The 13,813-nt window shown below is 77.1% G+C and carries 1 protein-coding gene (only partly in view); it reads left to right on the top strand.

Going from position 1 to position 13,813, the window contains the following annotated elements; all coding sequences use genetic code 11:
• On the top strand, positions 1-13,813 hold the start of the coding sequence (locus WMF43_RS18035; RefSeq protein ID WP_437681693.1) for a type I polyketide synthase. It continues 22,691 nt past the right edge of the window; 13,813 of the gene's 36,504 nt are visible here — the first part of the coding sequence; it begins with the start codon at positions 1-3; its stop codon lies beyond the right edge, outside the window.

Here is a 13,813-nt window from a genome sequence, read left to right on the forward strand (position 1 = left end):
TTGAGTCACACCGCCTCTCTTCTCTTGCAGGATCTCTGGCACCGCGCCGCCGCTCGCGCCCCCGATTCATGGGCCGTCGTGCACCACGGAGACCGCCGCACCTACGCCCGGCTCTCCGGCGAGGCGCGCCGGCTCGCCGCGCACCTGCGCGCGCGCGGCGTCGGGCCGGAGTCGTGCGTCGGCCTCGCCCTGCCGCGCGGGTGCGATCAGATGGCCGCGCTGCTCGCGATCCTCGAGGCGGGCGGGGCCTACGTGCCCCTCGATGTCACGCTCCCGGCAGCCCGAATCGCCGCGATGGCGGCGGACGCCGGCCTCGCCTGCGTGCTCGCGCCGGACGACGTCGACCTGCCCCTGCCGCCCGGGATCCAGCGGCTCGACCCGGCTCGGCTGCCGACCGAGACGCCGCCCTTCGAGCCGCCGAAGCTGCACCCCGACAACCTCGCGTACGTCCTGTTCACCTCCGGGTCCACGGGCCGCCCCAAGGGCGTGGCCATGCCGCATCGAGGGCTCGTCCGGCTGATCGAGTGGCAGCGCAGGACGTCACAGCAGCCGGCGATGCGGACCCTGCAGTTCGCCCCGCTCGGGTTCGACGTCTCGTTCCAGGAGTGCTTCGCGACGTGGGCGGGCGGGGGGACCCTGGTGCTCCTCGACGAGGAGGAGCGGCGCGATCCCGAGCGGCTGCTCGACGTGATCGCCCGCCAGCGCGTCGAGCGCCTGTTCATGCCGTACGTCGCGCTCGTCGGGCTCGTCGAGGTCGCCGAGCGCGACGGACGGGCCCTGCCGGACCTCGCCGAGATCCACACCGCCGGCGAGCAGCTCGTCGTCACCGACACGCTGCGCCGGTTCTTCGCGCGCAACGGGGTCCGGCTGACCAATCAATACGGGCCGACCGAGGCGCACGTCGTCACGTGTCACCCGCTTCCGCCGGATCCTGCGACGTGGCCCGCGCTGCCGTCGATCGGCGGGCCGATCGACGGCGTGGAGCTCCGGGTGCTCGACGAGGAGCTCCGCGCGGTCCCCGCCGAGACGGCGGGCGAGCTGTTCCTCGCGGGAGATTGCCTCGCGCGAGGCTACATCGGTCGGCCGGACCTGACCGCCGAGCGCTTCCTGCCAGACCCCGGCGGGCTGCCCGGCGCACGCATGTACCGCACCGGCGACGGCGCGCGCCTTCTGCCGAACGGGGAGGTGACCTTCCTCGGGCGCCTCGACGCGCAGGTCAAGGTGCGCGGCCACCGGGTCGAGCTGGGCGAGGTCGAGGCGATCCTCGCCCAGCACCCGGCGGTCGAGGTCTGCGCGGCGACCGTGCGCGCGGGCCACCGCGGATACACCCGGCTCCTCGCCTTCGTCGTGCTCCGGCCGGGGGTCGCGCCCCGAGAGGCCCTCGTCGCGATCCGCGCCCATGCCCGGAGCGCGCTGCCCGCGGCCATGGTGCCGCACGCCATCGAGGCGCTCGACGACCTGCCGCGCACGCCGAGCGGCAAGATCGCGCGCGCCGCCCTGCCCGACGTCTCCGGCCGCCGTCCGGCGCTGGCGGTGCCCTACGCGGCGCCGCGCACGGCGACCGAGCGGCTCGTCGCCGAGATCTGGCGCGAGATCCTCCAGCTCGACAAGGTCGGCATCGACGACCCGCTCTTCGAGCTCGGCGCGAGCTCGCTGCTCGTGGCCGATGCGGCGCGCCAGCTCAGCGAGGCCTGCGGGCGGCCGGTCCCGATCGTGACGCTGTTCGAGCACGGCACTGTGCGCTCGCTGGCCGCCCGCCTCGGGGACGCCGGCGACGAGCCCGGCGCCGCGCCAGAAGGAGAGGGCACGTCTCCCCACGCCGCGATCGCGGTCATCGGCATGGCGGGGCGGTTCCCGGGGGCCGAGGACGTCGACGCCTTCTGGCGCAACGTCGTCGGCGGGGTGGTCTCGCCGGGGCCGCTCGCCGGCGCCGACTGCTTCGACGCGGCGTTCTTCGGCCTCTCCCCGCGGGCGGCGGCGTCGCTCGACCCGCAGCACCGCCTCTTCCTCGAGTGCGTGTGGGCGGCGGCCGAGGACGCAGGCTACGCGCCGCGGGCGCTCGGGCAACGCGTGGGGGTGTTCGGCGGGGCGGGGTGGAACACCTGGTTCACCCAGCAAGTGTGGCCGACGCTCGGGCTCGACGGGCAGACGACGATGCTCGAGACGGCCGCCCAGCTCGAGGCGATGCTGGGGCAGACGCCGGACTTCCTGACCACCCGCGCGTCGCACGTGCTCGACGCGCGCGGGCCCTCGATCGCGGTGCAGACCGCCTGCTCGACGGCGCTCGTCGCGGTGCATCTCGCCTGCCAGGCGCTGCGCGCGGGCGAGTGCGACGTCGCCGTCGCCGGGGCGGTCTCGGCGCTGTTCCCGCAGGACGCCGGCCACGTCGTCGAGGAGGGGGCGATCTTCTCCGGCCGCGGGGCGTGCCGGGCGTTCGACGCGGGCGCCGACGGCACCGTGTTCGCGAACGGCGTCGGCGCGGTCGTGCTCAAGCCGCTCGAGCGGGCGCTCGCCGACGGCGACGCGATCTACGCGGTCGTGCGCGGCAGCGCGGTCACCCACGACGGCGCCGACCGGGTCGGCTACACCGCGCCGGGCGTCGCGGGGCAGGCGGCGGTCGTCGGGGCGGCGCTCGCGGACGCCGGGGTCGAGGCCAGCACGATCGGCTACGTGGAGGCCCACGGCACCGGGACGCGGCTCGGGGATCCGATCGAGGTCACCGCGCTGACGCGAGCGTTCCGGCGACACACGGACGAGCGGGGGTTCTGCGCGCTCGGAGCGGTCAAGAACAACATCGGCCACCTCGGGATGGCGGCCGGCATCGCCGGGTTCATCAAGGCAGCCCTGTGCGTGCACCACGGCACGTTGCCCGCGACGGCGGGGTTCACGGCGCCGAGCCCGCTCATCGACCTCGCGAGCTCGCCGTTCCGGATCGAGACCGAGACCCGGCCCTGGCCGACGAGCGCCTCCCCGCGACGGGCGGGCGTCAGCGCGTTCGGCATGGGCGGCACCAACGCGCATGTCGTGCTCGAGGAGCCGCCGCCGGTCGCCGCGACGCCGGCCAGCGCCACGACGCCGGCCAGCGCCACGACGCCGGCCAGCGACGCGACGCCGGCCAGCGCCGCGACGCCGGCGCCAGTCGGCGACGAGGCGCACCTGCTGACGCTCTCCGCCCGCACGCCGGCCCAGGCGCGAGAGCTCGGGCTCCGGATCGCCGGGTGGATGGCCGAGCACCCCGGCGCCTCGCCGGGCGACGTCTGCGCCACCACCCGCGCCGGCCGGCGAGGGTACACGCACCGGCTGCACGCCGTGGGGGCGACGCTCGACGAGCTGCGCGACGGGCTGCTCCGGGCGGCAGGGGCGCCGATCGCGGCGACGCCCGAGACGCCGCCCAAGGTCGCCTTCCTGTTCACAGGCCAGGGCAGCCAGACGATCGATATGGGGCGGCGGCTCTACGCGCTCCTGCCGGAGTTTCGCGCCGCGCTCGACGAGATCGACGAGCACGTCGCGCCGCTGCTCGGAGGGCCGCTGCTGCCGCTGATGTACCCCGCCGACGCCGACCGCGCCGAGGCCGCGGCGCTGCTCGGGCAGACCCGCTACGCGCAGCCCGCGATCTTCGCCGTCGGGCTCGCGCTGTTCCGGCTATGGCGCGCGTGGGGCGTCGAGCCGGCCTTCGTGATGGGCCACAGCCTCGGCGAGTACGTGGCCGCCTGCGCCGCCGAGGCGCTGACGCTGCCGGACGCGGCGCGCCTCGTCGTGGGGCGCGCCGAGCGGATGCAGGCGCTGCCGGCCGGAGGGGCGATGGCGTCGCTGGGCTGCGGGCTCGAGGCGATCCCGCTGCGAGGGAGCGTGTCGATCGCCGCGCTGAACGCGCCCGACCGCACGGTGATCGCGGGGCCTCGGGCGGAGGTCGACGCGATCGCCGCCGAGGTGGGGGCGCGCGGGATCGAGGTGCGCCGGCTCGACGTCTCGCACGCCTTCCATTCGTCGCTGCTCGACCCGATGCTCGCCGACTTCGAGGCGTTCGCCGACGGCGTCGCCTGGCACCCCCCTCGGATCCCGCTCGTCGGCAACCTGCGCGGCGCGGTGGACGACGCGCCGCGCGCCGGCCGGGACTGGCGCAGGCACGCGCGCGAGCCGGTGCGCTTCGCCGACGGGATCCGCACGCTGCTCACCCTGGGCGCCCGGGTCTTCGTAGAGCTGGGGGCGCGGCCGCTCCTCTCGGCGCTCGGCCCGCGGTGCGCCGAAGCCGAGGAGGCCTCGTGGCTGCCGAGCCTGCGCGCCGACATGCACGACGAGCGGGCGCTGCGGAGCGCGCTGGGCGAGCTCGATCGGCTCGGGGTGCCGATCGACTGGCAGGCCGTCGACGCTGGGCGCCGCTTTCGACGGGTGCACCTGCCGAGTTATCCGTTCGCCCGGACCCGCCACTGGATCGGCCCGGAGCAGGGCGCGGGGCGCGGCGGGCTGCAAGCGATCTCCTGGCGGCCGGTCGCCGGCGGCGAGCCGGCAGTTGCCGTCGCCGGCGGCGAGCCGGCGGTTGCCGGATGGGTGAGCATCGGCGGCGCCGACGGCGTCGCCGGAGGGCCCGCCTACGCCACGCTCGACGCGCTGCGGGGCGCGCTGGACGCGGGCGGGACGCCTCCGCGTGGGGTGGCGGTTCTCCGGCTCGAGGCCGGCGACGACGCCCGCGCGGAGACGCTCGCCGCGCTCGGCTTCCTCCGCGCGTGGCTCGCCGAGCCGCGGCTCTCCGAGACGACCCTGGCGTGGGTCACCCGCGGCGCGGTCGAGGTGGGGAACGACGAGCGCGAGCCGGCGCCCGATCTCGGGGCGGCGGCCGCCTGGGGAGCGCTGCGCAGCGCGCGGCGGGAGCACCCGGACCGGACGTTCCGGCTCATCGACGTCGATCGCCCTGCGTCGCTCCCGGCGGCGCTGGCCTTGGCGGAGGCCGAGCTCGCGATCCGCGGCGGCGTGGCGTACGCGCCGGCGCTGGCGAAGATCCGCCCCACGCCCTCGGCGCGGCGGCTGTCGCCGGAAGGCACGGTCGTGGTGACCGGCGCGACGGGGGCGCTCGGCCGCCGCATCGCCCGGCGGCTCGTCGAGCGCCACGGGGTCCGGCACCTGCTGCTGCTCTCCCGCCGCGGCCCGGACGCTCCTTCGGCCGACGCGGCGCTCGCCGAGCTGCGCGCCGCCGGCGCGGAGGTCGCGCTCCTTGCCTGCGACGTCGCCGATCGGAACGCGCTCGCGGAGGCCCTCTCGACCGTCCCGGCCGCGCACCCGCTGACCGCGGTGATCCACGCGGCGGGCGTGATCGACGACGCGCTCGTCACGGATCTGAACCCGGATCAGATCGCGGCGGTCATGGGGCCCAAGCTCGACGGGGCGCTGCACCTGGACGCGCTGACGCGGGGCGCTGACCTTTCGGCGTTCGTGCTCTTCTCGTCGGTCGCCGGCGTGCTCGGCAACGGCGGGCAGGCGCATTACGCGGCCGCCAACGCGGCCCTCGACGCGCTGGCCCGCCGCCGTCGTCGGGCGGGGCTCGCGGGCACGAGCATCGCCTGGGGCCTCTGGGAGACCGGCATGGCCGAGTCGCTCGGGGACGCCGACCGCGCCCGGCTGCAGCGCATGGGGCTGCGGCCGATGGCGCTCGAGCGGGGGCTCTCGGCGTTCGACGAGGCGCTCTCGGCCAGCGACGCGGCGCTGGTGGCCGCCGACATCGACCCGCCGGCGGCCGAGCCCGGGACCCCGGGGCCGCTCGCGTCCTCCGAGCGCGCGCCGGGGCCGCCCGCGCCGCTGCGCGACCGGCTCGCCGCGATGCCGCCCGCGGAGCGCCGCGCGACGCTGCGGGCGATCGTCCGCGAGGCGGCGGGCCTGGTGCTCGGCCTCGCCGACCCGGGCGCGCTCTCCGACGACCGCCCGCTGTCGACGCTCGGCCTCGACTCGCTCGTCGCCCTGGAGCTGCGCGGGCGGATCGCCCGGGCGATCGGGGAGAAGCTGCCGGCCACGCTGGTGTTCGATCATCCGACCGTCGACGCGCTGACGGCGCACCTGCTCGAGCGCCTCGCGCCGGCGCCGTCGATCCGCGCGCCCCTCGCCGCGAAGGTCGACGCGGACGAGCCGATCGCGATCGTCGGCATGGGCTGCCGCTTCCCCGGCGGCGCCGATTCGCCGGAGGCGCTCTGGCAGCTGCTTGCCGAGGGCGTCGACGCGACGGGCGAGTTCCCGATCGACCGCGGCTGGCCCGCCGACATCTTCGATCCCGATCCGAACGCCCGGGGCAAGGCGACGACCCGCCGCGGCGGGTTCGTGTACGACGCCCCGCGCTTCGACGCGCCGTTCTTCGGCATCGCCCCGCGCGAGGCGCTCGCGCTCGATCCGCAGCACCGCCTGCTGCTCGAGACGAGCTGGGAGGCGCTCGAGCACGCCGGGATCGACCCGAGCTCGCTCGCGGGCAGCCCGACCGGGGTGTTCGTCGGCGTCATCTACGCCGACTACGGCCTGCGCATCGCCGCGCCGCCGGAGGGGGTCGAGGGGTACCTCGAGCTCGGCAGCTCGCCGAGCGTCGCCTCGGGGCGCATCGCCTACCTGCTCGGCCTCGAAGGGCCGGCGCTCACGATCGACACCGCGTGCAGCTCGTCGCTCGTCGCGCTGCACCAGGCGATCGCCTCGCTGCGCCGCGGGGAGTGCACGCTGGCGCTCGTCGGCGGCTCGACCGTCTACGCGAGCCCGGGGCCGTTCGTCGAGTTCAGCCGCCAGGGAGGGCTCGCGCCCGACGGGCGGTGCAAGGCGTTCAGCGCGGCGGCCGACGGCGTCGCGTGGGCCGAGGGCGCGGGCGTGGTCGTGCTCGAGCGGCTGTCCGACGCCCAGCGCCACGGGCACCGGATCCTCTCGGTGGTGCGCGGCTCCGCGGTCAACCAGGACGGCCGCAGCCAGGGCCTCACCGCGCCCAACGGGCCCGCCCAGCAGCGGCTCATCCGGGCCACGCTCGCCGAGGCGGGGCTCTGCGCCGACGACATCGACGCGATCGAGGGGCACGGCACGGGCACCCAGCTGGGCGATCCGATCGAGGCGGAGGCGCTGATCGCGACCTACGGGCAGCGGGCCAGCGAGCGGCCCGTGTGGCTCGGCAGCGTCAAGTCGAACCTGGGGCACACGCAGGCCGCCGCGGGCGTGGCGGGGCTCATCAAGATGGTCCTCGCGCTGCGCCACGAGCAGCTGCCGGCGACGCTGCACGCCGAGGCGCCCTCGCCGCACGTCGACTGGGACCGAGGCGCGGTGCGGCTCTTGACGGCGCCCGTGGCCTGGCCGCGCGGGGATCGGCCGCGGCGGGCGGCGATCTCGTCCTTCGGCGTCTCGGGCACCAACGCCCACGTGATCATCGAGGAGGCGCCCTCGCCGCCGGAGCCCGCGCTCCTCGACGAGCGCGCCGCCGCGCCCGCGGCGCCCCTGCCGTTCCTCCTCTCGGGGCACGACGACGCCGCGCTCCGCGCGCAGGCCGGGCGGCTCGCGCGCTTCTGGGCGGCGCACCCCGAGGCGAGGCCGGTCGACGTCGCGGCCGCGCTCGCGACCGGGCGGGCGAGGCTGCCGGCGCGGCTCGCGCTCCTGGGGAGCGACGCCGCGGACGTCGTCCCGGCGCTCGCGGCGTTCGCCGACGGCGGTCCGGCGCCGGGGCCGACCCGCACGGGCAGCGCGGGGCGGGTGGCCGTGCTGTTCACGGGGCAGGGCAGCCAGCGGGCGGGCATGGGGCGCGAGCTCCACGCGGTGTACCCGGCCTTCCGCGGGCCGTTCGACGCGCTCTGCGCCGCGTTCGACCGCCACCTGGAGCGCCCCCTGCGGGACGTGATGTTCGCGGGCGAGGGGACGGTCGAGGCCGCGCTGCTCGATCGCACCGACTACACGCAGGCGGCGCTGTTCACGCTCGAGGTGGCGCTGTACCGGCTGCTCGAGGGCTTCGGGCTGCGGCCCGACGCGCTGCTCGGCCACTCGATCGGCGAGATCGTCGCCGCCCACGTCGCCGGCGCGATCGACGTCGAGGACGCCGTGGCGCTGGTCGCCGCGCGCGGGCGGCTGATGGCCAGCCTGCCCGCCGGCGGGGCCATGCTGGCCGTCGACGCCGGCGAGGACGCGGTGCGCGCGGCGATCGCGGGCGAGCCGGAGGTGTCGGTCGCGGCGGTCAACGGGCCCTCCGCCACGGTCGTCGCGGGCGACGGCGCGGCGATCGAGCGGCTGTCCGCGCGCTTTGCGGCGCGCGGGATCCGGGGCACGCGCCTCTCGGTCAGCCACGCCTTCCACTCGCCGCTCATGGAGCCGATCCTCGACGAGCTGCGCGTGGTCGCCGCTCGGATGACGGTGCGGCCGCCGCGGATCCCGATCGTGGGCAACGAGACCGCCGTGCGGCTGACGGCCTCCGACCTGGCCGACCCGGAGCACTGGGCGCGCCACGCGCGGGCCGCGGTGCGCTTCGCGGACGGCGTCGCGGCGCTCGCGGTCGACGGGGTCGGCACCTTCCTCGAGATCGGCCCGCGGGGGGCGCTCTGCGCGCTCGCGGAGGCGTGTGTGCCGGCGGACGCGGGGGTCGCGCTCGTGCCGACGCTGCGCGGCCGGCAGCCGGAGCGCGAGGCGCTCGCCGCGGCCCTGGGGGCGGCCTGGGTCGCCGGGGTCGCGCTCGACTGGCGGGCGATCTTCGCGGCCGGCGCGCCGCGCCCGGTCGATCTGCCGACCTACGCGTTCCAGCGTCAGCGCTACTGGCTCGCCGAGGGTGCCGGGCGAGCCGACCTGACGGCGGCGGGGATCGAGGCCACCGGGCACCCGATCCTGAGCGCGGCCGTGCGGCTGCCCGAGCGCGGGCTGACGGTGCTGACCGGCCGCCTGTCGGTGGCCGATCAACCGTGGTTGCGCGACCACGCCGTTGCCGGCGCCATTCTCTTCCCCGGGACGGCGTTCCTGGAGCTCGCGCTCGCGGCCGGCGCGCTGGTGGGCGCGGGGACGGTCGAGGAGCTGGTGATCGCCGAGCCGCTGGTGCTCGACGCCCACGCAGCGATGCACCTCCGGGTCGTGATCGAGCCGCCGGACGGCGCGGGGCATCGGGGGATCGCGATCCTCGCGCGGGCCGCCGGCGCGCCGGACGACGCGGCGTGGCGGCGCCCGGCCGAGGGGCGCCTCGGGCCGGCGCGCCCGGCGGCGCACGACGGCGAGCCGTGGCCGCCGCCGGGCGCCGTCGACGTCGATCTCGAGCCGCTCTACCCGCGGATCGCCGCCGCCGGCTTCGAGTACGGCCCGACGTTCCGGGGGCTCAAGGGCGCGTGGCGGCGGGGCGATGTGCTGTTCACGGAGGTCGTCGCCCCGGACGCGTTGCCGGACGGCGCCTACCTGCTGCACCCGGCGCTGCTCGACGCGGCCATGCACCCGCTTTTCCTCCGGGACGACCGGGCGACGGTGGTCTTCGCCTGGCGCGAGGTCTCGCTCTCGGCCGTCGGCGCGCGCGTGTTGCGGACCCGCGTCGTGCCCCTGGAGGACGGCATCGAGGTGCGGATCGACGACGGCGTCGGCGCGCCGGTGCTGCGGGTGGCCTCTCTGCAGGGCCGCCTGCTGAGCCGCGACGCGATCGCGGACGCGACCCGCGAGGGGCGCTCGGCCCACTATCGCCTCGAGTGGGAGGACGCGCCGGCCGCCGGCGCATCCGGGCGCTGGGCCGTCCTGGGAGGCTCCGGGAGCTCTCCGGACGGGCTGGTCGCGGTCCGCGATCTCGCGGAGGCGCGCGCCCTTTCGGTCGATGGCGTCGCGGTGGTCTGCGCGACCGAGGGGGATGGGGCCGACGACGCCCTCGCCCAGGCGACCCATGCGCTCGCGGTGCTGCACGCGTGGCTCGCCGAGCCAGGGCCGATGCGGCTCGTGTTCCTCAGCGAGCGCGCGGTGGCCGTCGCGCCCGGCGAGCCGCTCGCCCACCCGGCGCAGGCGGCGGTGTGGGGGCTCGCGGCGAGCGCGTGGACCGAGGAGCCCGACCGGGGGCTCGCGCTGATCGACCACGACGGCACGGCGGCCTCCCGCGCGGCCTTGCCGGCGGCCCTCGCGTCCGCGGAGCCGCGGCTCGCGCTGCGCGGCGGGCGGGCGCTCATGCCCCGGCTCGCGCGCGCGCCGCGGGCCGACGTCGACCCCGGCGCCCGTCCGCTCGACCCGGCGGGCACGGTCCTCATCACCGGCGGCACCGGCGGGCTCGGCCAGCTCGTCGCCGAGCACCTCGTCGATCGGCACGGCGTGCGCCGCCTGGTGCTGCTCTCGCGCCGCGGACCCGCGGCCCCCGGGGCCGACGCGCTGCGGGCGGCGCTCGAGGCGAAGGGCGCCGAGGTCTCGCTCGTGGCGGCCGACGTCGCCGATCGGGCGGCGCTCGCCGCGGTCCTGGCCGACATCCCGGCGGACCGGCCGCTGACGGCGGTCATCCATGCGGCCGGGGTCCTGGACGACGCGCTGATCGGCGACCTGACCCCGGCGCGGCTCCGGACGGTGATGGCCGCCAAGGTCGACGCCGCGCTCCACCTGGACGCGCTGACGCGATCGCGTCCGCCGGCGGCGTTCGTGCTGTTCTCGTCGGCCTCGGGGGTGCTCGGCAGCGCGGGGCAGGGCAACTACGCGGCGGCCAACACGGCGCTCGACGCGATCGCGGCCGATCGCCGCGCCGCCGGGCTGCCCGCGATCAGCCTCGCGTGGGGCGCGTGGGACGGCGGCATGGTCGCCCGGCTCAGCGACGCCGACCGGGCGCGCATGCGGCGGGAGGGCACGCCGCCGATGCCGCCGGCCGAGGCGCTCGCGCTGTTCGACGCGGCGCTCACCGCCCCCGACGCGCTGCGGGTGCCGATGGCGTTCGACGCCGAGGCCGTCGCCCGCGGGGGCGGCGTGGTGCCGCCGATCCTGTCGCGGCTCGTGCGCCCGCGCCTGCGCCGGGCCGACCGCGCGGGCGAGGCAGCCCCCTCGAGCTCGCTCGCGGCGCGGCTCGGCGCGGCGCCCGAGGGGCGGCGCGCGGCGCTCGTGCTCGACGTCGTGCGGCGGGCCACGGCGGGCACGATGGGGTTCGGCGCGGCGGACGGCATCGACGGCAAGACCGGCTTCACCGAGCTCGGGCTCGACTCGCTGATGGCGGTCGAGCTGCGCAACCGGCTCCGGGCGGAGACGGGGCTGGCGCTTCCGGCCACGGTGGTGTTCGACCACCCGACGCCCGAGCGGCTCGCGCGTCACCTCCTCGGCCAGATCGCGCCGGCGCCTGCGCCCGCGTCGACCGCGGCGTCCGCGCTGGCGACCGCAACGTCCGCGCTGGCGACCGCGGCGCCCGCGCTGGCGGCCCACCCGGCGACGGCGGAGCCGATCGCGATCGTCGGCGTCGGCCTGCGCATGCCGGGCGGCGCCGAGGATCTCGACGGCTTCTGGGAGACGCTCTGCGCCGAGGCCGACGTCGTCGGCCGCGCCCCGGGCGACCGGCTCGACCTCGATCGCCTGTACGACCCCGATCCTGACGCCCTCGGGCGCGTCTACGTGCGCGAGGCGGCGTTCCTCGGCGACGTGGCCGGCTTCGACGCGGGGCTGTTCGGGATCGTCCCGCGCGAGGCGCAGCACCTCGATCCGCAGCACCGGCTGATGCTCGAGACGGCCTGGGAGGCGCTCGAGCGGGCGGGCATCGCCCCGCGGTCGCTGGTCGACTCGGCGACGGGCGTGTTCGTCGGCATCGGCCCGACGGACTACGGCGTCGAGGACGGCACCACCCCGTACGCCGGCATGGGCAAGGACTCCGCGTTCGCTGCGGGCCGCCTCGCGTACACGCTCGGCCTCCAGGGGCCGGCGCTCTCGGTCAACACCACGTGCAGCTCGTCGCTCGTGGCCCTCCACCTGGCGGTCCGGGCGCTGCGCAACCGGGAGTGCGACCGCGCGATCGTCGGCGGGGTGCACGTGATGTCCGGCCACAGCGGCTGGTTCGAGGCGGTGCGCACGAGGGCGCTCGCGCCGGACGGGCGCTCGAAGACGTTCTCCGAGGCGGCCGACGGCTACGGCCGCGGCGAGGGCGTGATCGCGCTGGTGCTCGCGCGGCTCGCGGACGCGCGCGCGGCCGGCCACCCGATCGTGGCGGTGATCCGCGGGACGGCGGTCAACCACGACGGGCCGAGCAGCGGCATCACCGTGCCGAACGGGACCAGCCAGCAGAAGGTCATCCGCGCCGCGCTCGCCGACGCCGCGCTCGCGCCCGCCGAGGTCGATGCGGTCGAGTGCCACGGCACCGGGACGAAGCTGGGGGATCCGATCGAGGTCAACGCGCTCGCCGCGGTCTACGGCGAGGGCCGGCCTGCCGGCGCGCCGCTGCGGCTGACGGCGGTCAAGTCGCGCGTGGGTCACCTCGAGGCCGGCGCGGGGCTCGCGGGGGTGGCCGCGGTGCTCGCGGCGCTCCGCCATCGCGTGCTCCCTGCCTGCTTGCACTCGCGGCCGCGCAACCCGCACATCGCGTGGGACGCCCTGCCGGTGGCCGTCGTCGACGAGCCGACGCCGTGGGAGCCGGGCAGGCCGCGCCGGGCGGCGGTGTCGTCGTTCGGGATCTCGGGGACCAACGCGCACGCGATCCTCGAAGAGGCGCCGGTCGAGGAGAGCGCGCGGGCGGACCAGGCGGGGACGCCGGTCCCGTTGCCGCTGCTGCTGTCGGGGCAAGACGAGGCGGCGCTGCGGGCGCAGGCGGGGCGGCTGGGGGAGCACCTGGCGAGGCACCGCGAGCAGCCGGTGGTGGACGTTGCCGCGACGCTGGCGATGGGCAGAGCGGGGTTGTCGGCGCGCCTTGCGTGGGCGGTGGAGGGCCTGGACGGTCTGCCCGAGGGGCTGCGTGCGTTTGCAGCGGGCGGCCCCTTGCCGGCGGGGGCGAGGGCGTCGGTGCCGGGGCACCGCCCGGGCCGTGTGGCGGTGCTGTTCACGGGGCAGGGAAGCCAGCGCAGCGGGATGGGGCGGGGGTTGTACGCGGCGTATCCGGTATTCCGGACGGCGCTCGACGCGGTGTGCGAGGCGCTGGACGTGTACCTCGAGCGGCCGCTGCGAGAGGTGATGTTCGCGGAGGAGGGTACGGTCGAGGCGGGGCTGCTGGGGCGGACGGACTTTACCCAAGCCGGGCTGTTCGCGCTGGAGGTGGCGCTGTACCGGCTGTGGTGGCAGCTGGGGTTGAGGCCGGAGGTGTTGCTCGGCCATTCGATTGGAGAGCTGGTGGCGGCGCACGTGTCGGGGGCGCTGTCGCTGGGAGATGCCGCGAAGCTCGTGGCGGCGCGAGGCCGGTTGATGGCCGTGCTGCCCGAGGGCGGAGCGATGGTGGCGGTGGAGGCGAGCGAGGCGGAGGTGAGGCTGTTGCTCGCGGAGATTGCGGGCGTCGACCTCGCGGCGGTCAACGGCCCGCGGGCGGTGGTGCTGTCGGGGGACGAAGGAGCGGTGTCGGCGGTGGCCGCGGCGCTGGAGGTGAAGGGGCATCGCACGAAGCGGCTGGCGGTGAGCCATGCGTTCCACAGCCACCGTATGGACGGGATGCTGGGCGAGCTGCGGGCGGTAGCGGAGACGCTGACGGTCGGAGAGCCGGAGATCGAGCTGATCGGCAACGAGACGGGCCGTCGGCTGAGCCGAGAGGAGCTGGCCGATCCGGAGCACTGGGTGCGGCACGCGCGCGGCGCGGTGCGTTTTGGTGATGGGATAACGACGCTGGTGGCGGAGGGGGTGCGGACGTTCATCGAGATGGGCCCGCGAGGGGCGCTGTCGGCGATGGGGCCGGCCAGTGTCCCGGAGCAGACCACCGCGGTGTTCGTGCCGAGCC

The organism is Sorangium sp. So ce131, from assembly GCF_051519095.1.
GTDB lineage: Bacteria > Myxococcota_A > Polyangia > Polyangiales > Polyangiaceae > Sorangium.